The 19,935-nt window shown below is 61.2% G+C and carries 24 protein-coding genes; 8 read left to right on the top strand and 16 right to left on the bottom strand.

The features are described from left to right. Window positions 1-28: 28 nt before the first annotated feature. The gene (locus HMPREF2743_RS00865) at window positions 29-598 is read right to left on the bottom strand and encodes an LOG family protein (RefSeq protein WP_070818016.1); all 570 of its coding nucleotides are present in this window, start codon (window positions 596-598) and stop codon (window positions 29-31) included. A gap of 97 nt (window positions 599-695) precedes the next feature. Between HMPREF2743_RS00865 and HMPREF2743_RS00860 the strand changes: the two genes are divergently transcribed. Next, window positions 696-1,772, top strand: a complete 1,077-nt coding sequence (locus tag HMPREF2743_RS00860; RefSeq protein ID WP_070818015.1) for an ROK family protein — start codon at window positions 696-698, stop codon at window positions 1,770-1,772. On the opposite strand, the gene HMPREF2743_RS00855 is transcribed toward HMPREF2743_RS00860, so the two are convergent. The 6 genes from HMPREF2743_RS00855 to amn all read right to left on the bottom strand — a co-directional run bounded on the left by HMPREF2743_RS00855 (window position 1,769) and on the right by amn (window position 6,760). Continuing rightward, a complete protein-coding gene (locus HMPREF2743_RS00855; protein ID WP_070818014.1) occupies window positions 1,769-2,347 on the bottom strand; it encodes an HAD-IA family hydrolase in 579 nt (192 codons plus the stop codon). The two genes, HMPREF2743_RS00860 and HMPREF2743_RS00855, sit on opposite strands and share 4 nt — an antisense overlap. Then, window positions 2,280-2,675, bottom strand: coding sequence for a hypothetical protein (locus tag HMPREF2743_RS00850; protein WP_070525025.1), 396 nt, complete (start codon window positions 2,673-2,675; stop codon window positions 2,280-2,282). The genes HMPREF2743_RS00855 and HMPREF2743_RS00850 overlap by 68 nt, the downstream gene beginning before the upstream one ends. Window positions 2,676-2,738: 63 nt before the next feature. Next, a complete protein-coding gene (locus HMPREF2743_RS00845) occupies window positions 2,739-3,221 on the bottom strand; it encodes a ferritin (protein WP_070525023.1) in 483 nt (160 codons plus the stop codon). A 118-nt stretch (window positions 3,222-3,339) separates the two neighbouring features. Then, entirely contained in the window at window positions 3,340-4,788 is a 1,449-nt protein-coding gene (locus tag HMPREF2743_RS00840) for a SulP family inorganic anion transporter (RefSeq protein ID WP_070525021.1), read from the bottom strand. Then, window positions 4,788-5,303, bottom strand: coding sequence for a phosphoribosyltransferase (locus tag HMPREF2743_RS00835; RefSeq protein ID WP_070525018.1), 516 nt, complete (start codon window positions 5,301-5,303; stop codon window positions 4,788-4,790). Before HMPREF2743_RS00835 ends, HMPREF2743_RS00840 begins: the two co-directional genes overlap by 1 nt. Before the next feature lie 53 nt (window positions 5,304-5,356). Continuing rightward, window positions 5,357-6,760, bottom strand: coding sequence for an AMP nucleosidase (gene amn, locus HMPREF2743_RS00830; RefSeq protein ID WP_070525017.1), 1,404 nt, complete (start codon window positions 6,758-6,760; stop codon window positions 5,357-5,359). A 168-nt stretch (window positions 6,761-6,928) separates the two neighbouring features. On the opposite strand from amn, the gene HMPREF2743_RS00825 reads away from it, so the two are divergent. Continuing rightward, window positions 6,929-7,678, top strand: coding sequence for an esterase/lipase family protein (locus HMPREF2743_RS00825; protein WP_070525015.1), 750 nt, complete (start codon window positions 6,929-6,931; stop codon window positions 7,676-7,678). Here the strand turns inward: HMPREF2743_RS00825 and HMPREF2743_RS00820 are convergent. The 3 genes from HMPREF2743_RS00820 to bioB are packed head-to-tail and all read right to left on the bottom strand — an operon-like array spanning window position 7,675 to window position 9,844. Beyond that, window positions 7,675-8,598 (bottom strand): Sir2 family NAD-dependent protein deacetylase, encoded by a 924-nt coding sequence (locus HMPREF2743_RS00820; protein WP_070525013.1) that lies wholly within the window; start codon window positions 8,596-8,598, stop codon window positions 7,675-7,677. The genes HMPREF2743_RS00825 and HMPREF2743_RS00820 overlap by 4 nt on opposite strands. 11 nt (window positions 8,599-8,609) lie before the next feature. Next, on the bottom strand, window positions 8,610-8,864 hold the full coding sequence (locus HMPREF2743_RS00815; RefSeq protein WP_070525011.1) for a biotin synthase auxiliary protein BsaP: 255 nt from the start codon (window positions 8,862-8,864) through the stop codon (window positions 8,610-8,612). Next, complete coding sequence (gene bioB / locus HMPREF2743_RS00810) at window positions 8,864-9,844, bottom strand: biotin synthase BioB (RefSeq protein WP_070745377.1); 981 nt, start codon at window positions 9,842-9,844, stop codon at window positions 8,864-8,866. The genes HMPREF2743_RS00815 and bioB overlap by 1 nt, the downstream gene beginning before the upstream one ends. Window positions 9,845-9,922: 78 nt before the next feature. On the opposite strand from bioB, the gene HMPREF2743_RS00805 reads away from it, so the two are divergent. Together HMPREF2743_RS00805 and HMPREF2743_RS00800 are read left to right on the top strand one after the other, a co-directional pair. After that, on the top strand, window positions 9,923-11,239 hold the full coding sequence (locus HMPREF2743_RS00805; RefSeq protein ID WP_070710488.1) for a M20/M25/M40 family metallo-hydrolase: 1,317 nt from the start codon (window positions 9,923-9,925) through the stop codon (window positions 11,237-11,239). A gap of 41 nt (window positions 11,240-11,280) precedes the next feature. Next, complete coding sequence (locus HMPREF2743_RS00800) at window positions 11,281-11,751, top strand: hypothetical protein (RefSeq protein ID WP_371441221.1); 471 nt, start codon at window positions 11,281-11,283, stop codon at window positions 11,749-11,751. A gap of 4 nt (window positions 11,752-11,755) precedes the next feature. Here HMPREF2743_RS00800 and HMPREF2743_RS00795 read toward each other — a convergent pair whose 3' ends face one another. Both HMPREF2743_RS00795 and HMPREF2743_RS00790 read right to left on the bottom strand, forming a co-directional pair. Beyond that, the gene (locus tag HMPREF2743_RS00795; protein ID WP_070525004.1) at window positions 11,756-12,052 is read right to left on the bottom strand and encodes a CHY zinc finger protein; all 297 of its coding nucleotides are present in this window, start codon (window positions 12,050-12,052) and stop codon (window positions 11,756-11,758) included. Further along, entirely contained in the window at window positions 12,052-12,879 is an 828-nt protein-coding gene (locus HMPREF2743_RS00790; RefSeq protein WP_070525003.1) for an esterase/lipase family protein, read from the bottom strand. The genes HMPREF2743_RS00795 and HMPREF2743_RS00790 overlap by 1 nt, the downstream gene beginning before the upstream one ends. Before the next feature lie 182 nt (window positions 12,880-13,061). On the opposite strand from HMPREF2743_RS00790, the gene HMPREF2743_RS00785 reads away from it, so the two are divergent. Continuing rightward, window positions 13,062-13,508, top strand: a complete 447-nt coding sequence (locus HMPREF2743_RS00785; protein WP_246818765.1) for a hypothetical protein — start codon at window positions 13,062-13,064, stop codon at window positions 13,506-13,508. A 2-nt stretch (window positions 13,509-13,510) separates the two neighbouring features. Here the strand turns inward: HMPREF2743_RS00785 and HMPREF2743_RS00780 are convergent, their stop codons facing one another. Both HMPREF2743_RS00780 and HMPREF2743_RS00775 read right to left on the bottom strand, forming a co-directional pair. Further along, window positions 13,511-13,924, bottom strand: a complete 414-nt coding sequence (locus HMPREF2743_RS00780) for a hypothetical protein (protein ID WP_070524999.1) — start codon at window positions 13,922-13,924, stop codon at window positions 13,511-13,513. A gap of 48 nt (window positions 13,925-13,972) precedes the next feature. Further along, complete coding sequence (locus HMPREF2743_RS00775) at window positions 13,973-14,689, bottom strand: ASCH domain-containing protein (protein ID WP_070524997.1); 717 nt, start codon at window positions 14,687-14,689, stop codon at window positions 13,973-13,975. 263 nt (window positions 14,690-14,952) lie between these two features. Here HMPREF2743_RS00775 and HMPREF2743_RS12900 point away from each other — a divergent pair, with 263 nt between their 5' ends. Continuing rightward, a complete protein-coding gene (locus HMPREF2743_RS12900; RefSeq protein ID WP_246818764.1) occupies window positions 14,953-15,231 on the top strand; it encodes a hypothetical protein in 279 nt (92 codons plus the stop codon). Window positions 15,232-15,476: 245 nt separating this feature from the next. Here HMPREF2743_RS12900 and HMPREF2743_RS00765 read toward each other — a convergent pair whose 3' ends face one another. Continuing rightward, on the bottom strand, window positions 15,477-16,958 hold the full coding sequence (locus HMPREF2743_RS00765; RefSeq protein ID WP_070524996.1) for a multicopper oxidase family protein: 1,482 nt from the start codon (window positions 16,956-16,958) through the stop codon (window positions 15,477-15,479). 71 nt (window positions 16,959-17,029) lie between these two features. Next, a complete protein-coding gene (locus HMPREF2743_RS00760) occupies window positions 17,030-17,605 on the bottom strand; it encodes a CueP family metal-binding protein (protein WP_070520399.1) in 576 nt (191 codons plus the stop codon). Window positions 17,606-18,008: 403 nt separating this feature from the next. On the opposite strand from HMPREF2743_RS00760, the gene HMPREF2743_RS00755 reads away from it, so the two are divergent. Both HMPREF2743_RS00755 and HMPREF2743_RS00750 read left to right on the top strand, forming a co-directional pair. Then, complete coding sequence (locus HMPREF2743_RS00755; protein ID WP_141761377.1) at window positions 18,009-18,731, top strand: response regulator transcription factor; 723 nt, start codon at window positions 18,009-18,011, stop codon at window positions 18,729-18,731. After that, window positions 18,728-19,855, top strand: a complete 1,128-nt coding sequence (locus HMPREF2743_RS00750; RefSeq protein ID WP_070524994.1) for a sensor histidine kinase — start codon at window positions 18,728-18,730, stop codon at window positions 19,853-19,855. The genes HMPREF2743_RS00755 and HMPREF2743_RS00750 overlap by 4 nt, the downstream gene beginning before the upstream one ends. Window positions 19,856-19,935: the final 80 nt, after the last annotated feature.

The following is a 19,935-nucleotide window of genomic DNA, read 5'->3' as shown; positions in this document are numbered from 1 at the left end:
AGCGCCGCCTTATTTACCAGGTTGTTAGCTAATTGTTGCTCCACTTACTTCCCGGGCTTGTCCACGACGAGAATCCATCGAGTACCCCGGCCGGGGAAGGGTTGACCACGAGAGCATCGAGGAAGCGCTTCTGAACAAAGCCTTCCTGCACCATTGCGGAGTACATCTGCACGAAAGGCTGCCAGAAACCGTTGACGTCTACCAGACCCACCGGGCCGTCGAGGTTGCCTAATTGCTGCAGGGTGAGCACCTCGGTGAGCTCCTCCAGGGTTCCCACGCCACCCGGCAGGCACACGAAGGCATCCGCGAGTTCCTCCATGCGCGTCTTGCGCTGGGCCATGGTGTCGACCACCTCGAGCTGGGTTACCCGCTGGTGGGAAAGCTCGTAATCGACGAGCTGGCGCGGGATTACTCCAATGACGGTTCCGCCGGCGGCAAGGCAGGAGTCCGCAACGATACCCATCAGGCCTACGTCACCACCGCCATAGACCAGGGTGAGGTTTCGGCGCGCGAGCTCCTCCCCCAAATGGTGCGCGGCTTGGCCATAGGCTTCAGAGTTTCCAGCGGCGGAGCCGCAGTACACAGCAACAGAATCCATGAATACTACTCTAACGCAGGCACATTTCTAGACTATGATGTCTACTGAATCCCAATTTCTATTAGACAATGCGGTCTGGTGAATTTATACTTGCGCCATGATTAAATCTGGTCCCGTGTTCACTCGCCCCCGCACCCCGGCGGCGAAGTGCCTCCACATCATTCGACTCAACCCCGTTGTTACCCGCAGTGAACTTGTCGAAGCCACGGGACTCTCCCAGCCGACGATTACCCGCGCCACTGCTGCGCTGCTGGGCGCTGGACTGATTCGCGAGCGCACGGATTTGACGCAGTCCCGCGGCCGCGGGCGCCCCACCGTGCCCCTGGAAGTAGCGGATAATGATTGGATGCTGGCCGGCATCGCGGTCGGTACCGCCTTCACCCACATCGCCTTCTTCGACACCAAGGGGCGCACCCTGCGCGAGGAAGACGTGGCTACCCCGGTGTCACGCTTGAGTGCAAGTGATGTCATCGAGCACATCATCGCTGGTGTCAACCGCCTGATGACCGGCCTGGATCGACGTTTGGTTTCAGTCGGCGTGACCACCTCCGGCAGCGTGAACGAAGCTGGACGCATTACCGCCCACAACCTGGGCTGGGACGAGATGGATATTGCTAGCCGTCTGGAGTACCAGTTCGGCGTTCCGGTTGTCGTATCCTCCGTCATCCCCGCCATCCTGGGATCCGAGACGCAGTCCGCGGAGCTGGGCGCGGAGAAACCCGTCATGGTGCTCTACGCGGATGACTCCGTTGGTGCTGCGCTCACAGTCGGCGATGAAATTGTGCAGCTCGAACTCGACGAAGCCGATGCCCTAGCCACGCAGGCAGTGCTTTCGGCAACTGGCGGAGACTCATTCCCAGACGTGGTCGCGCATGCTGATGAAGAAACGCGGGCGCTTCTCGACGACCGCGCGCGCTCCCTCGGGGCCACCGCTGCTGAACTTTTGACGCAGCATAAGCCCGATACCCTCGTGGTGGCCGGCGGCGCTTTCTCGGATGATCCGGCGGCTCCGAAGCTCTTTGCTTCCGCCGTGCGCCAAGCCACTGAGCACCCAGTGGAGCTGCGCATGATTCCCTCGCACACCGAGATTGTTCGCGCCTGCACCCGCGCCGTGGCGCTCGATCCGCTGCTGCGAGTTCCGCTGGAGCTCGGCCGCGAGGCGAAAGCTGCCTAAAAGTAAACCGAGTCGATTCCCGTAAAAAGGTGAGCCTTGAGCCCGAGACGCTGGGCGGCGGTGACGAAGTCCGGCCGATCATCGAAGAAGTGCGTGTCCTTGGCCTGGGCCCCGAGGGCATCCACGGCCACGAGGTAGGCTTCCGGATCCGGCTTGGCCACCCCGATATCGCAGCTCAGCGTCACGGCGGCGCATTCTTCCAGCCAGGGCTGCGTCTGGCGGATCCTGGTTCCCAATGCCGCTGGCACATTCGCCAGGATGCCAACACTATGGCCTTGGCCAATAAACCCTAGGACCGCACGAACCATTTCTTCGTCGGCTACCAGCAAATGCTCGGTGTCCAATTCGATAGCGTGGCTGACATCAAAAGGAGCAAGACCGGCCAGCGCGCGAATGCGGCCCCAATATTGCGCATCGCTCAGGTGCCCAGCGTCATATGCAGGGCGAAACTCCTCATAAAGAGACCAAAAGTGCTCTACATTGTCGGGACGGAGGTAATCCTCCAGCTCAGCGTTCCCGGCGGGCGTAGCTGACCGCATGAGCACGCCGTAGAGGTCGAAGAGCAAAGTGGCCATGCGCCCAGTGTAGCCAGACCGCAAGAGCGCCAGTCAGCGTGCCCGCTACGAAGAGCGGAAGCGATAGTGTGCCATGCGCCCACAGCGTCGAGGTTGCCCCCACTAGGAACAAGCCGCCGACGCTAAACAGGGAGCGGCTCAGCGCCGTCGCCGCCGCGGCGGCGCACAATAAGAGGGCAAGCCCGGCAAACGGGCCGAGCATCACCGCGAGGGCGAAGAAAAAGGTTCCCAGAGCCATGTTCGTTGCCGCCAGCCACATGCCACCGACCAATGCAATCGCTAGCCCGGCAAGGGCACCGCAGATGAGCATGAGGCGCGTTGTAGTCATAAAAAAATTCTCCCACCAACCGCAGGGGGCCGTGGGAGAATCCACGCAAACTATATGGCTTCGTTACCGTTGCGCCAGCGAGCCATCGACGCGCAACAGGCCCGAACCGTCATTGCCCACCAGCTTGAGCTGGTCAATGATCTCAGACACGGAGGACTCTTCCTCAACCTGCTCCTCGAGGAACCAGTTGATGAGACCACGGGAATCCAGGTCCCCAGCCGCATCTGCGGTGCGGGCGATCTCTCGGATCTGCTCCGAGACCTTCTGCTCATGCGCGAGGGATGCCTCGAAGGCATCCAGCGGCGTAGCGGCCTTGACGGAGCCAACCTGGATATCCTCCAGCTCCACGCGGTAGCCGCGGTCCAGCAGGTGCTCGGCGAACTTCTGCGCGTGCTCGCGCTCTTCCTCTGCCTGCTTGAAGAACCAATCGCGCATGCCCGGGAAGGACAGATTGTCCATCTCATATGCCAGCTGGGTATAAATCAGGGCCGCGCCGTGCTCGTTGTTGACCTGCTCGTTGAGGAGGGTTTGCAGCTTCTCATCCATGAGGGTGCTTCCTTTCATCCGTTTTTGTGTTACCCACAATACAGGAAAACTCAGGACGCGCTAGCAAGGCGATCTTAAGCAAACTCGCACGTCATAACACTTTTTCTGGTAGGTTTACCTAACCCAAACCAGAAATCCTCTGGTAGCGCGCGAGGCTCACACCATCGAGGCCGCGGAATTCCACCGCTACTCCCCGGCTTGCGTACTTGTTTTCCACGGATTCAAGCACCGCCACGGTTGAGGCATCCCAAATATCGGCCTCTGAGAAATCCACGATGACCTTCTCCACCGGCAGGGTGTAGTCGAAGGCATAGACCAGATCGTTCGAAGAGGCGAAGAAGAGCTGGCCGCGCACGGTATAAACGTTGCCCTCTAGCTCCACCGACACGAGGTGGGCGACGCGGCGTGCAAAGGCCACCGAGGCAGTGAGCACACCGAGGATCACACCGACCGCCAGGTTATTCGTGGCCAAGGTGCCAATCACCGTCACCAGCATGACGAGGGTTTCGCTCAGAGGCATGCGGTGAATCGTGCGCACCGAGCGCCAATCCACGGTGTGAAAGGACACCATGAACATGACCGCCACGAGAGCAGCCATGGGGATTTTCCCTACGGTGTCCCCCAACACGAGGATGAGGATAAGGAGGAAGACGCCGGCGAGGAACGTCGACAAGCGCGTGCGTGCCTGCGATTCCTTGACGTTGATCATGGTCTGGCCAATCATCGCGCACACGCCCATGCCGCCGATGGCAGCGGCGAGCATGTTGCCGATGCCCTGGCCTACGGATTCGCGCGTTTTATCGGAGTGGGTATCCGTGAGGTCGTCGACAAGCTTGGCGGTGAGCAGGGATTCCATGAGTCCGACGAGTGCCACCCCCAGTGCATAGGGAAGGCAGAGGAGGAAGGTATCGCGGCTAAACGGCACGTCTGGAATGACGAAACCGGGCAGGGAGGTCGGCAGCTCGCCTTGATCCGCGACGTCGGGAACCTGCCAGCCGAAAATCACAGTCAACATGGTGACAACCACGATCGCCACGAGCGGCGCGGGGATCACCGTGGTGATTCGCGGCCACACCACCATGATTCCCAGACCTAGCGCGACAAGGGGATAGACCAGCCACGGCACCTGCCACAGATGGCCCAGCTGCGCGGTGAACATGAGGATGCCCAGCGCGTTGACAAAACCCAGCATGACGCTGCGGGGGATGAAACGCATGAGCTTGGCGACGCCCAGCATTGCCATCACTACTTGCAGAATTCCCGCCATCCAGATGGTCAGCAGCACGTACTGCAAGCCATGCTCGTGAGCGAGCGGCGCGATGACGACGGCGACCGAGCCCGCCGCAGCGGAAATCATGGCCGGGCGCCCACCGGTGATGGCGATGGACATCGCCATAATGACGGAGGCGAAGAGCCCCACCTTAGGGTCGAGCCCGGCGAGAATGGAGAAACTTAAAACTTCCGGGATGAGGGCCAGCGCAACAGCAAGCCCGCCAAACACCTCCTTGCGGAAGCGGGCGGGCGAGCTGAAGGCCGCGCGGAAAGAACCGGCGGAGGCTTCTGGCATTAATGTCCTTCCTGGAAAGAGCCATCGCGGGTGATGACCGGCAGGACGGACCACGCGAAGTTGATCCACTGGTCGGTCTTCTTCCACGAGAAGTCCGGCTCAAAGATGGTGGTCGGCTTCGTATAGATCACCGCGGACTTGACCTCGGATGCGGTCTGCTCAAGCAGGTTAACCACGAGGTCGAGGGTCTTGCCAGAATCCGCCACGTCATCAACGACGAGGACCTTCTTGCCCTTCAGCGAATCCGTATCCAGCTGCGGGTTAAGGAGAATCGGCTCCGGGAGGGTCTCACCGATATCGGTGTAAAACTCCACATTGATAGCGCCCATTTCTTTGACGCCGATGGCGTAGCCAATGGCGCCGGCAGGGATCAGCCCGCCGCGAGCAACGCCCACGATGAGGTCTGGGAACCAGCCCGAATCCACGATTTGTTGCGAAAGGTAGCGGCTGGCCTCACCGAAGACCTCCCACGTCAGGTTCTCGCGTTCCGGGTTCCACCAATCCGGGGTGCTCATCGTCTAGGTCTCCTTCGCCAGATTTTGCATTTCCCTCAGTCTAATCATCTCCCTCAGCGGAACGGAACCTCTGCCACCGTTCGCCGCAATTTGCGGGTGCGCAGACGCTCCGGATTCTCCGCCAAAGCTTCCACCGCGCGCACCGCGCACATGACGTGGGCCTCCTTCGAATTCGAATAAAAGGCCTGCGCTTGGGCGGGAAGTTTGGGTACGGCGTGCAGGGGCAAATCAGAAACCGACAATAGCGTGCCGTACGGGATGCGGTAGCGGTAGCCGTTGGCGGCGAGGGTGCAGGATTCCATGTCCACGGCCACTGCGGTGGAGTGGCGCAGCCATTCCCACAAGTCCCGTGAGGTTCGCCACTCCCAGTTGCGGTCATCGGTGGAGAGCACCGTGCCGGTGCGCATGAGTGAATTGTCTTTCCCATAGACCTCGTCGACGGCGGCCTCCAGCATGCGCTGGATTTCTGGAATGGCGGGAATCGGGTTGCTGGTGGTGACGGTGCCGTCGAGGATGTGGTCCTCGCGCTGGTAGGCGTTGCCCAGGATGAGGTCGCCGATGCGCATGCGGCCATCGAGCCCCGCGCAGTGTCCGATCATGATCCAGGCCTCCGGGCGCAGGACCGCCAAGCAGTCCGTAATGGTCTTGGCGTTAGAGGGGCCTACACCGATATTGATCATGGTGATGCCATCGCCGCCGGCGGTGATGAGATCAAAGCGGGGCATCTGGTAGCGGGAGGTGAGGGTGAGCTCGTCGACGTCGAGAAGCACCGCGTCATTGGAGTGGATGGTCTCCCCCGTGGGCAGCACGAGCGCGGTGTAGCGCGAGTCTTCCCGGGCCAGCTCGCGCAGGCCGAACTTAACGAACTCGGTGGTGTGCATGGCGTAGTTGGTGAACAGGATGTACTTCTGCACGGTGTCCACCTCGATGCCGGTGTAGTGCTCGATGCGAGCGCAGGCGATGTCGAAGCGCTGCGGGCCAAAGTGAAAGAGCGGCTTTTCTTTCCCATGGAAGGCCTTCCACGCGCCGTCAACGATTCCGTCATGAACCGCATCGAGGGTGGGCCGGGGTATGTCGCCGCGGTCCTGGGGAATTTCTGTAATCCCCCGGATATATTCCGGCGGGATGCGCTCATCCGATTGACCGACGTAGATATCGCAGGGGTAGTTATTGGTGAGCCGCGTGAGCTGCTCCGTGAGGTAGCTACGAATCAGCCATGGTTTTGATATCACTGCCGAGTAGCGGCCCTCTTGGTCCACGTAGCCGAAAGGTTCGGAGCGGTCGATGGGCGTCCATTGGCGGATATCCACGGTGATCTTCGGGTAGACCACGTGGCGGTAGGCGTCGTGGTCCCCCGAGGCGAGAGCGTGACGTGCCAGCTCGCAGGAACTGTCATAGAGCTCACTGAGGCGGGAAATCGCTTCATTGACGGAGTGGACATGCTGCAGGTCGGTCATGCTCGCGAGTGTATCCATGAAAGAAGCCCGCCGCGGTGAGGCGGCGGGCTCTATCCCCATGACTAATCCGGTAACGCGTGCGGTGTGGAGCTCACCGCCCGGCCCGTATTAGGCAAGCCTTAGCTTAGTAAAAAAGTTGGAGGGGCGTCAAGGGTAAACTGCAATCCCATGACCACACTCCCCCTCGGTGCCCGCAGGCGGACGCGAGGCGTGTGCGAAGACGACTGGTCCGCGCGCCCCACCGCCGAACGACCCTGGCCGGTTATTTTGATCCACGGAACCTGCGACAGCAAAGGCGTCTGGCAAGTCCTCGCAGACATGCTCCGCGCCGCTGGCTGGGCCACCTTCGCGCCTGACTACGGGACCCGCGCCACCGCTCCCCTGCAGGAATCCGCCCGTCAGCTCGACGCCTACATCAATGCCGTACGCACCATCACCGGCGCGGAAAAGGTGATCCTCGTGGGGCATTCCCAGGGCGGATTGCTGGCTCGCTACTGGATGCGCATGCACGACGGCGCGGAGTTTGTACGGCACGTCGTCTGCATCAGTGCTCCCAACCACGGAACGACCCAGGGCGGAATTGCCAGCCCTCTCTTTCGCAGCGAAAGACAGGAGGAGGTGGCGCGCTCGCTTATCGACGGCTGGTTTGGCCCCGCCGGCATGCAGCAAGTGGCCGGCAGCAAGATTGTGGAGGATACGAACCGGGGCAGCGAGGTCGAACCCGGGGTGAGCTATACGTGCATCGCCACCCGCTCCGATGCCATCGTGGTTCCGCCCAACACCTGTTTCCTCAATGGCGAGCAGGTACGAAATATCTACATTCAGGACATCGAACGCCTTGCGATTATTCGCCACGAGGATATGCCCATGGATAAACGGGTCTGCCAGGTAGTGCTCGAAGAACTGGAGCGACTCTAGAGTTCTAGCTCGTCCAGAATCGCGTCGAAAGCCGGGCCCACCTGGGTGCGCCACAGCGTGTCCACACGGTCATCCGCGCGCCCCGGCCCACCATTGATGGTGGCCACGCGCTTGCCCTGTTTCTTGGCCTCCAGAACGAAGCGGAAGCCGCTCATGACCGCCAGCGAAGAACCAGCTACCAGCAGGGAGTCAGACACGTTGACCATCGCGTAGGCGGCGTCCTTCTTATGGGTGGGGACGGGCTCCCCAAAATAGACCACGTCTGGTTTGAGGCGCTGCGAGCCGCACCGCACGCAGCCGGGCATGACAAATTCTTCGACCGCTTCTTGGCTGAGGGCAACATCACCGTCGGGGTTAACGTCCTCTTTGTTGACTGCCCAGCGTTGGAGGTACGTCGGGTTGGCTGTGGCGGCTCGGGCGTCGTAATCCGCGCGTGTCTCTTCATATCCGCAGCTCAAGCACACCACGTGCTGCATGTCCCCGTGCAGGGCAATGAGGTTGCCCTGCCCGGCTTCCTCGTGCAGGCCGTCGACGTTTTGTGTGACAACACCTGTAAGGAGCCCGGCGCGCTCAAGCTCGACGAGGGCATAGTGCGTGCGGTTGGGGTGCGCGGCCTGCATGACCCGCCAGCCAACGAAAGCACGGGCCCAGTAGCGGTGCGAGGCCTGCGGGTCGTGCAGAAACTCCTGGTAGGTCATGGGGCGGTGCCGGCTGAGAGAACCGTGCGGGCCGCGGTAGTCGGGCACGCCTGATTCCGTGGACACACCCGCCCCGGTGAGGACCATGACGTTGCCGCGGCGCAGTTGCTCGGCGACGGCCTTCAACGCTTGTTGTGGAGGCGTCGGGGTCGCAATCTCGGTGACGACGCGGGAAATCGAGCGCAGCGCAGACCGATGGGCGTGGGCAACAGCGGGATCCATGGTGCCCCAGCTTACGGAAGTGCCTCCTCATAAAGGTGGTCCGAGTCAAGCTCGCCGTGCCGCGAACAGCGCGCGTTCCAACCATCCGGGCGCACCTGCACCACCATGCGGCGCCCGCACAACTGGCAATAGCGCGGGACGTCCAGGCCGGCCGCGGCCGCCGGGTGCAAGGTGAATTCCTCGCTCAGTGGTTTCCCAGTGTTGGGGTGGAACAGCGGCTCCTCGCCGGCGAGGACGGCAGCGGCCAGCTCCGTCGAATTGCTCATCAGAGCGCCTTGATGGGCAGGTCGATGCGGCCGAGCATGTCGACATCCTTCTCAATCTGCTTGCCCAGAGTGGTCAGGTAGTTGCCGGCGATGATGGCGTTGATGCCGCCGAGAAGGCCCTTTTCGGTACCGTCGTCACCCAGGGAGAGCTCGCGGCCGCCCGCAAAGCGGAGGGTTACAGACGGCATGGCCAGGCGGAAGGCAGCCACTGCGCGCAGTGCCTCACCGAGCGGGACCAGCGGGTAGTCCGCGAATGGTGTGCCCGGGCGCGGGTCAAGGAAGTTCATCGGCACCTCGCAGGGCTCGATCTGGGCCAGCTGGTAGGCGAACTCGGCGCGGTCTTCTAGTGATTCGCCCATTCCGATGATGCCGCCGGAGCAGACTTCCATGCCGACTGCACGGACGTTCTCGAGGGTCTCTTTGCGCTCCTCCCAGGTATGCGTGGTGACCACGTTGGGGAAAAAGGACTTGGAGGTCTCCAGGTTGTGGTTGTAGCGCTGGGCGCCCATGTCCTTGAGGCGCTGGGCTTGCTCGCGGGTGAGAGTACCGAGGGACAAGGAGATTTCGATATCGACTTCATCGAGGATGGCCGGGATGGCCTCGGCAACCTGGGACAGGAGGTTCTCATCTGGTGCTTTGACCGCAGCCACGATGCAGAACTCCGTGGCGCCGGTCTTGGCGGTCTTCTTGGCGGCCTCCACCAGCTCCGGGATGTTGAGGCGCGCGGCGCGTACTGGGGACTCGAAAAGCCCCGACTGCGAGCAGAAGTGGCAATCCTCCGGGCAGCCGCCGGTCTTAATGGAGATGATGCCTTCCACGGACACGTCCGGGCCGCACCACTTCAGGCGGGTCTTGTGGGCGATGTCCGCGATCTCTTCCAGCTGCTCATCCGGGATCTGGAGAACCTGCAAGAGTTCTTCTTCGTTGAGGCCGATGCCCTGCTCCAGGGCCTTCTCGCGTGCGATGTCTACGATGCTCATGCGGGAAACATTACTTGAACACCGTTCAAGTTGTGGTAAATCTGCCGGTTTCATGTAGTCCGGACTAACCTCTAGGCCATGGATTCCACGCTCTACGACGACACCCTTGCACTGCTTCAGGAGCTTATTCGCAATGCCTGCGTGAATGACCTCACTCCGGATTCCGGCCACGAGGTCCGCAATGCCGACACGTTGGAGCGGTTTTTCGCAGGCACCCCGGTGGAGGTTCAACGCTATGAATCGCACCCCGGCCGCGTGACCATCGTGGTGACCGTTCCGGGTGACCCGGACAAGGAGCCGCTCACGCTCATGGGCCACACGGACGTCGTGCCCGTCGACCAGCCCAAGTGGACCAAGCCACCCTTCGACGCCGTCATCGAGGATGGCAAGCTCTACGGCCGCGGCGCGGTGGACATGCTCTTTATTACGGCGACGATGGCGGCGGTGACTCGCGATGTGGCTCAGCGCGGCAACCCCGGCGGCACCCTGGCGTTTGTGGGTATGGCGGACGAGGAGGCCCGCGGCGGTTTGGGCTCCATCTGGATGGATAAGCACCACCCGGAGGCCTACTCGGTGCGCAACTGTCTCTCGGAGACCGGCGGCAGCCACCTGCCCGGCGCGCTCGGCTTCAACGTCGGTGAGAAGGGCGCGGGCCAGCGCCGCCTGCACGTGCACGGCGATGCCGGCCATGGCTCGACGCCGTTTGGGAAGGACTTTGCCATCGTCAAGATTGGTGAAGTTGCTCGCCGCATCGCCGTCGCCGAGCCACCAGTGGCCACGGATGAGGTGTGGCAGGGATTCGTCAAGACCTTCCGCTTCGATCCCGCAACGGAGGCAGCGCTTCTCGACGGCTCCGCTGACGCCGCCGACTACGAAAAGTTCGGTAATTTGTCTGCCTACGCCCACGCCTTCTCGCACACGACGATTGCTCAAACGGTCCTGCGCGCAGGTGGTGCCATCAACGTGCTGCCCTCCCACGCCTACCTAGAGATGGACATCCGCCCCTTCCCCGGCCAGACCCAGGAGGAGCTTGATGATTTCCTACGTGAAGCGCTCGGCGATATGGCCGAGGAGGTAGAAATCGAGCACCTTATTACTGAGGACGCCACACAGTCCTCGACTGATACTGAGCTGTGGCGCTGCATTGAAGAGACCGCCCACGAATTCTTCCCGGATAAGGAAGTGCTGCCAGTGCTGGCGACGGGTGGTTCCGACCTGCGCGTGGCTCGTCGCCGCGGCGGCAATGCCTACGGTTTTGCACTGCATGCGGAGGATCGGGACATGGCCAGCGCAAACTCGCAGCTGCACAGCCACGATGAGCACCTCTACCTGGAAGACTTGGATTTGACTGTGAAGGCGTATTTTTCGCTGGTAAATCGTTTCCTGGCGCGTTAGGACTTGCGCAAACGTGTAAAAGCTGTGGCACAATGTGGCGCATGAGAAATAAGCTTGTCCTCTGCTCCGTTGCTGCTGCCATCGGCCTGTCCGCCCCTACCGCATCCGCCGACATGGTGGATGACTACCTGGCCAAGGTCCCTGCCGGCCAGATTTCCTGTGAGCAGGCCACCAAGTACTACACCAATCCGTCTGACTACAACAGCAAGAAGTCCCAGGCGCTGGCTGCTGCTAACTTCCACCCGCGTGGCGGCGAGATCCGCGACGCCGTCGCCCGCGCCGACGAGGCCATCGCGCGCTGCGGCCTGAACGGTGGCGGCAACACTGCTAACAATGGTGGTGCCCCAGCTAACAACACTGCCCCGGCCAATAACGGCAATAACGCCCCAGCAAACAACGCTTTTCCGACCTTCCCGGTGACCATCGGCAACTTCACCTTCAACGTCCCGGACATTCTGGCGTACCTTAAGACCCTCGTCGAGGGCACCCCGCTGGCCCAGCTTTTGCCGTAGGCAGCTAGCTGAAATACGTCCCCGCGTGCAGCGCACAGCCTGAATTGAAGGCGTGCCCGCACGCGGGGCATTTATATGCCGAGTATTCGGCGTAGGTCATTGTTCGGCCGCAGGCCCCGCACATGACGCACAGCTCGTCCTTCGGCATGGGCCCGAAGTCATGGTCTGTCAGCTCCGCATGACACAGCGAACACGCGAACCATCCGCCGCAGGTGTGGCACTTGTTCGCAATGACGTCGACAAGCGTGTGCCAGTGACGGCACCGACCCTCCGCGTCGATGGCGCCGTGAATCTGTGTCATTAGCGCGTCAGCCCCCATATGATCTGCTCGTGCACGCGCGGATCATGGGGCAGCTGCCCGTGCTCGACGGGGGCAGATTCCACGTTGACCACGTCCGCGCCCGGAACAGCGCTGAGCTCAGAGGTCTGATTCGGTGTCACCGTATTGTCCGCCGGCGAGTAGATGGACGTGTAGGTGACACCAGGCGCGGTATCCGGAAACTGGTTGAGATTCTCCATAAAATCCGAGCCCTCCAACTGCTCGATGCCAGCGCTGGTGCCGAGGAAATCAACCACATCGGGCGCGATTCTTGCGGCCGTCTTGAGGGGTGTTGCTCTGTCACCCCACGTCGTCCCGTGGAAGTTCGCACCAATAGTAACCACGCGATCTACTTCTTCCGCTGAACCGTAGAGCTGCGTGAAAGTCTTGGTGTGTAGGCCACCTTGGGAGAAACCAACGAGGTTTACTTTGTTTGCTCCGGTCACCTCACGGATGTGTTCGATATGCCCGGCGATCTCGCGCCCTGAAGAATCTAGATCCGCAATCCCCTTCATGTAGTCGTAGGCATTCTGGTACGCGATGTCCTCGGCGCCGTAATCGAAGGCCCACACGCACATGCCTTGGTCCTTGAGCTTCGGGATGAGATCGTTCCACTCAGCCGAGTTTGCCGAAGTACCGTGCAATAAAACAACGGGTTCAGTGACGGAACCCGTGGGCTTACAGTCAGGATCATTGATGCCGAGATCCTGCGCGGCGGAGGTCTCCATGGTCTGGGCATGAGCCGGGACAGGGGCGGCAGTGCCGAGGAGGATTGCAAGGAAAGCGCGCTGTAAAAAGCCGTTTTTCATGAGGCACTATCCTATCCCCCGAGCCTGGCCAGCTACTGTGTGATTCCTGTGCGCAACTAGGGTGCCCGTCACTACCATAGAGGTAGATAAACAAAGGACCTGAAATGAAGCGACTTCTCCCTCTTGCCGCTGCACTTTTTATACTCAGCGGCTGTTCCTCACTCGACGTTGAATCCACTCCTATGAGTGAGACGCCACCAAGCACAAGCACCAGCGTTACTGAAGACGCCCCACGCCCCACCCTCCCCGCAGCGGAGGACAGCGCCGAGGACGTCGACGTGGATCAGCCGCAAGAAGAAGTCATCGGCTTCACCGAGGCCCCCGATGCTGCGCAACCTACTCCGATGGAGAAAACCATCGAATCCTGCGGTGACGTCTCGCTACACGAAACCGGAACGACATTCTTCAGCGATGGAACCTCTGGCTGGACACAGCAGTGCGCCGACGAAATGATGGCTGCGAATCCCCCAGTGCAAGAAGCCGCCGCTGTGTATGAAGCACCCGCCGTTGAAGAGAACTACGTTCACCCCGGCGCGTATTGCAACGGCGGAAGCGGGGTATCAAAGAGAGGTGTCCCGATGACGTGCGCCCCGGCATCGGACGGCAGGATGCGCTGGCAAAGCGCGTAACCTCATTCCGGCAGTTGAGGGCCTTTACCCTTCTTCCACAACGCAAAGGCGATGCCTCTGCGGATCAGTGCTGAAAGCCCTACGGGCAGGCAGCACAGGAAGGGCAAAGCGATGAGCATCTGTCCGATCCAGCCGAAAAGACCAAGCACCCCGATAACGACGAAAACGGCATCCAGGCGGAAATCTGTAATTTCCTTCCGCTGCATGGGCAGGGAAATAAGGTAGGCAATTCCCAGAAACACGAGTGCGGGAAGAACCACAAAGACCGCAAGGAAGCCACTTTCAGCATCAGTTCCTTGCGTATCGACGAAAAAGACGGCCACCAGCAGCCCAACAAACACGAACTCCACAAACGGTAACCGCAGCACTGGGAAATCTATAAGCCGCGGTGGCTGGGCGGAAGCGGGGCCGAACATACCGACAGTCTAGGTAAAACCATGTCCACGTGGGCTTCGCCAAAGCTTTTAGGCCTTGCGGAGCGTGAACTCAACAACGTCGACTTCGTCATCCCCAGCTAATCCGGGATAGTGGGTATCAAGCGCTTCGTGGAGCTCAGCAAGAGAACCAAAGCCATCCCTTCGGGCTTGTTCCTCCGTCAAGGACCTCCGCTGGGTAGAGACGACAGATGTGACCTCTGCGGGAATGGTGACAACCTCTCCGGATTCTTTCTCGAAGACAATCTGGGCGCTTCCTTCGTGGAAGGGGTCATCCACCCGAATTGTTTGTTGCTTTTCTCCGCTTCGAATTGATTTCTCGTAGCCTTCCCACATATAGATGCGTTGCTCTTTGTCCATGTCACGCCAGTTATATGCGAATGGTAAGAGCTCTTCCACGGTGAGTGCTTCAAGCCCATTGCTTCCGCGCACGATGCACCGGATAGACGGATCAGTATCAAATAGCACTTGGCGGCACTTTCCACAGGGCGAAAGCACCTGGCCAGTCGGACCATGGACGGCGACTACCGCTCGGATAGGATCCTCGGGATGACTAGCAGCGTGGTTAGCTAAGGCAGAGATTTCACCACAGGGGCCACCGAGAAAATGGTATGCGTTCAAACCGAGCACGTGTTTGCCGGATTCAGTCAGGAGGGCTGCGGCTACGGTGTGATCTTCCTCGTCGTGGAAGCGCTGCGCATGGGTCGTGACTACGGTCAGTAATTCTCGGAGTTCATTAGTAATCATCCTTCAAAGGTAGCTGTTACTGCCACAACTCCTAAGCCCAAGGGATCACAAATCTGTCACTGTCATTCACGGTAAATAAGGGCGAAAAACTTCGAATTTCTGGCCGCTATAATTCCCCGAAGATATCAATAACCCCGGCGATTTACTCCTACTTTCGTAGTGCAGGGATCGTTCCGGGGTTTTCAAAGCGCACATTATCATATCCATATGGATATCCAAGCCCAGCCCAAGTACAGCTGTCCCAGTGGTTTTCATCTGCGCGAATGAGCAGGTACGCCGATCATCCATCACCAGAAACGCTCTACCTTTGGAATACTCACCTCACGAAAACCTATCTTGCTGACATCGAACACCTGGAAGTACTCCTCCGAAATAGCATTCACAATGCCCTAACCGGAAGGTACGGCGAGCGATGGTTTGACGACGATCGAATCCCTTTCAACGATGCAGCGAAGAAGAATATCCGCAAAGCAAAGAAACGGGCCGGGGAGAAGGATACACCACCAGGAAAAATCATCGCTGAACTCAGCTTCGACTTCTGACGCTTCCTCCTAAGTAGTCACTATCAGGCGAGTGTCTGGCCTCAGGTTAAAAAAGCGTTGAAGAGAACACCTGACAGTAGACAGCAGTTTGAAGATCTTGACTCCGTTGATAACGCCATCCAGATGGTGGCACGCTTTATTGATCCACATGCCGAAGCATGGATCAAGGACAATTCCCGAGCCCCCGATATACGGGCACAACGACCTTAGCTGTATACCGCAGGACAAAGCGGAAAAGAGCCGGGTTACTCGTAGCGAAGCGAGCTGAACATCCCGGTTTCCATGTGATAGGCGTTATGGCAGTGAAATGCCCACTCACCGGGGTTGTCAGCGATCAGGTCGGCGATCATGGTTTCACCGTGGCGGAGAAGGACGGTGTCCTTGCGTAGCCCGCCGCTGCCGGGCAGCGCCCACGTGTGGCCGTGGATGTGCATGGGATGGGGCATCATGGTCCTGTTGCGCATGACCATCCGCAGGCGCTGGCCCGCCTGCACGGTCGCGGAGGAGGATTGGCCGTCGGTGAGAATGCTCCATTCATACGGCATCATCTGCCCGCCCAGGTCGATGCTGACTTCTCGGTCTGGTGTGTCCTCGGGCAGGAGTGCACGGTCTGCTGGCTTCAGGGAGGACAGAAGCAGTCCGGTGGACGACAACTCGGGGAAGTCGACATCGGGGTGAGGGGCCTGGCCGCCGGCGGTACGGATGACGGCGAAGGCGCGGTCGTCTTTACCCACCGCCAAAGCCGTGAGCGGGAAGATGCCGTCGCCGAGGATGACCTCGACGTCGACACGCTCGCCCATCGACAGGTAGATCGATTCGGTCTCCCGGGGCTGGACGGGGAAGCCGTCGGTGTGGGTGACGGTCATGCGGTGACCACCGAGGGCCACCTTGAATATGGTGTCACCGCCGGAGTTGATAAACCGCAGGCGGGCCTTGTCACCCGGGCGAGCCTCGAAGGTCCGGTGAGCACGGGGGATACGTCCGTTGATGAGGTAGTGCGGATACATCACATCGCCGGCATCCCCGCCCAGTACCCGGTCCGGGGTGCCGTGCATCATATGGCCGTGGCCTCCCATCCCCTTCTTCCCGTTATGGTCGCCCGAGCCCATTCCGGTGAGCTTGTCGAGCTCATCGTCGGGAGTGCCCTGAATGCCATCGACCCAGTCGTCGAGCACGATGGTCCACTCGACGTCCTGGTCCTCAGCGTCTTGCGGGTCACGGACGATCAGTGGGGCGTGGAGGCCGCGATCAAGCTGCAGGCCGGAGTGGGAATGGTAGAAGTAGGTGCCACCGTGGGGGACTTCAAAAACATAGGAGAAAGACTCGCCAGGTTCAATGGGGTCCTGGGTCATGCCGGGCACACCGTCGGCTGCGTTGTGGAGTGCGATGCCATGCCAGTGGATGGAGGTGCTCTCAGGCAGTTCATTGGTGATATCGACCTGGAGGACGTCGCCGGCGGTGGCCTCAATGGCCGTATCCCCGGTCTCAGAGACGTATCCCCACGTCTTGGCTTCGATGCCGCCGATATCCAGAGAGAGGGGCCGGGCGGTCAGTGTCCGGCGCACCGTCGGCTCACCGAGCGCAGTGGGGGTGGGAGTGGGGCGAAGAGAGGAACCTGGTGCCGAGGCAGCGGGTCCAGGGTCGCTGGTGCAGGCGGCCACGGCCCCGGTGCCGGCGAGGACGAGCCCGCCGAGCAGAAACTGTCGTCGGGGAAACGCGTTCATCATGATTTAACCTTCCTTGGTGCTAGATTTCAGTGACACGGGAGACAGGTGCAGGTGAGGACCCTGCTGAGCCATCACGTCAGGCGCAGGTCTGTGACGCAGGTGGCACCGTCGTCGGCGGTGGAAAACTCCGTGGTGCCGGTACGCCCCTGGTAGCTGACCTCAATCAGGCCGGTGGCATCATCGGGAAGCCAGAAGCCAATAAACCCGTTGTCGAAGGTGGTTGTCGCCTCGTCCACCAGCACCTCACCGGTCGCCTCATCGGTGATCGTGACCTGGATATCCTCATTGTCGAGTTCCCCCAGGCAGGTCGTCAGGCTGTGGTAGAAGCAGTCGTGGGTGGAGGTGAGATAGGGTGCGATCGAGACATACGTCTGATTGTCGGGAAGATCGACCACGACTTCCTGGTCATCGCTCGAGAGCAGCAGTTCATCGGCACGCACTGAGGCGATCAGATCCGTGGGACGCTCCGTGACCTTCTGCCGGTCGAGGTGATCAATGATCTCCACCGCGTCCATGCCGGCCAGGCCATGGGTAGTCAGGAATGTATCCTGGGACACCGTCCCGTCGGCGGTGGGTTCCGGGTCGGCGGCCGAACACCCCGTGAGGGCGAGGGCAAGGGCGGCGGCTGCGATCGCTGCTCGTTTCACGTCAATCTCCTTGGATCGTGGTAAGACCGTGAGAAGACACCGCCTCAAGGTCGATGCCATACCTTTATCTAGCACGGGTGCCTGACGGACTAGAAATCAAAACCCCTGCTCACAGCCTTATAACAGGGCGAAAAGGGGGCGAATTCGGTGGGCTGGGTCACCACCGGGACACCACCCCACAGCCGTGGGCGATGTCCTTCTACCCGCCCCGGGTATGCGGTGCAGGCAGTGAAATCCCTGGTGGCGCCTGCTGAACCGACCAGGGGAGGCGATGCCGCCGGCCCGGGGTGGGGCGCAGGGGTGACGGCGGTCGAAGGGTGATGTTTGAAGATTTGATGAAGATTTCCCCGCTGGGCACTGAGCGAGGGTGATATTCCCCCTGGCCGGAGCGATACTGGGGTCCATGGCTAACCGCACACCGACCACCGCCACGCCCCCGGGGCGGGTGCTGGTCGTCGATGATGAACAACCCCTGGCTCAGATGGTGGCCTCCTACCTCATCCGGGCCGGCTTCGATACCCGCCAGGCGCACACCGGCACTCAGGCCGTGGACGAGACCCGTCGCTTTTCCCCCGATGTTGTGGTGCTGGATCTGGGGCTGCCCGAACTCGACGGCCTGGAGGTGTGCCGACGGATCCGCACCTTCTCGGACTGCTACATCCTCATGCTCACCGCGCGTGGCAGCGAGGACGACAAGATCAGCGGTTTGACCCTGGGGGCGGATGACTACATCACCAAACCTTTTAGCATCCGGGAACTGTTGACCCGGGTGCATGCGGTGCTACGCCGCCCGCGCACCAGCACCACCCCACCGCAGGTGACCACCCCCTTGATCGTTGGTGACCTCATCCTTGACCCCATCGCCCATCAGGTGCGGGTAGGGGAGACGACCGTGGAGCTCACCCGGACGAAGTTCGAGCTGCTGGTTGCCCTGGCCCTGCGCCCCGGCCAGGTGCTGACCCGCCACGACCTGGTCACCGAGGTCTGGGACACCACCTGGGTCGGTGATGAACGCATCGTCGATGTCCACATCGGCAACTTGCGTCGCAAGCTCGGCACCGACACCCAGGGCCGGGGGTTTATCGACACCGTGCGTGGCGTGGGCTACCGGGTGGGGCAACCATGAATCACGGACCCGGCCTGACCTTCCGCTTCCTGGCCGCCCAGGTGTTGGTCGTGGTGATTAGCCTACTGGTGGCCGCGGCCGTGGCCACGATGGTGGGTCCGACCCTGTTCCATGATCATATGTTGATGACCGGCCAGGAGGACCCCTCGCTGGAGCTGTTCCATGCCGAGCAGGCCTACCGGGGCGCCAACCTGATCACCCTGGCCGTCGCCCTGCCCACCGCCTTGATCAGCGCCCTGCTGGCCAGCCTGTGGTTATCGCGTCGTCTGCGCACCCCCCTGCAGGATCTCACCCGCGCCGCTACCAGCCTGACGGCCGGCAACTCCCGTATCCGCGTGCCCGCCGGAAAAGCAGGCCCCGAGGTCACCACCCTGGCGCATGCCTTCAACACCATGGCCGACCGGCTGGAACACACCGAACAGGTCCGCCGCCAGATGCTCTCTGATCTGGCCCACGAAATGGGCACCCCCTTATCGGTGCTCACGGTCTACCTCGATGGTCTCCAGGACGGGGTCGTGGACTGGAATAATGCCACCCACACGATCATGGCTGACCAACTCACCCGCCTGACCCGGTTGATGGAAGACATCGACGATGTCTCCCGGGCCCAGGAACACCGGATCGATTTGGACCTGGCGGAGGAAGGGCTCGGGGATCTGCTCCATACCGCCGCTGCCGCCGCGGGGGAAGCTTATGCTGACAAAGGCGTCGATTTACAGGTCGAGACCATTACGGACACCGCCCGGGTGCTCGTGGACCGGCAACGTTTCGGCCAGGTGATGAGCAATCTCCTGTCGAACGCGCTACGGCACACCCCGGCCGGCGGGCAGGTCCGGATCAGCGTCCACCGACAGAGGGCGTCCACCGCGCTCATCCACGTCGCCGATGACGGCGAGGGCATCCCACCTGACCAGCTCGGACACATCTTCGAACGCTTCTACCGGGGGGATGCCGCCCGTAGCCGGGACAACGGCGGGGCCGGTATCGGCCTGACCATCTCCAAGGCATTGATCGAGGCCCACGGCGGCACTCTCACCGCCACCTCCCCCGGACCCGGTCGCGGAGCGGTGTTTGCCCTCCGCCTCCCGCTGTCCCCTCCCGACAGTGAGGAGGCTGCTCGGTGACCACACCCTGCCCCGCGTGAGGGCCGTGCCCTTCACCCCTTTGAAAATATACCCCGGGGGGGTATACGCTAGGGAATATA

This window comes from Corynebacterium sp. HMSC036D02, from assembly GCF_001836165.1.
Taxonomy (GTDB): domain Bacteria; phylum Actinomycetota; class Actinomycetes; order Mycobacteriales; family Mycobacteriaceae; genus Corynebacterium.
This window is presented reverse-complemented; position numbering and strand designations above follow the sequence as displayed.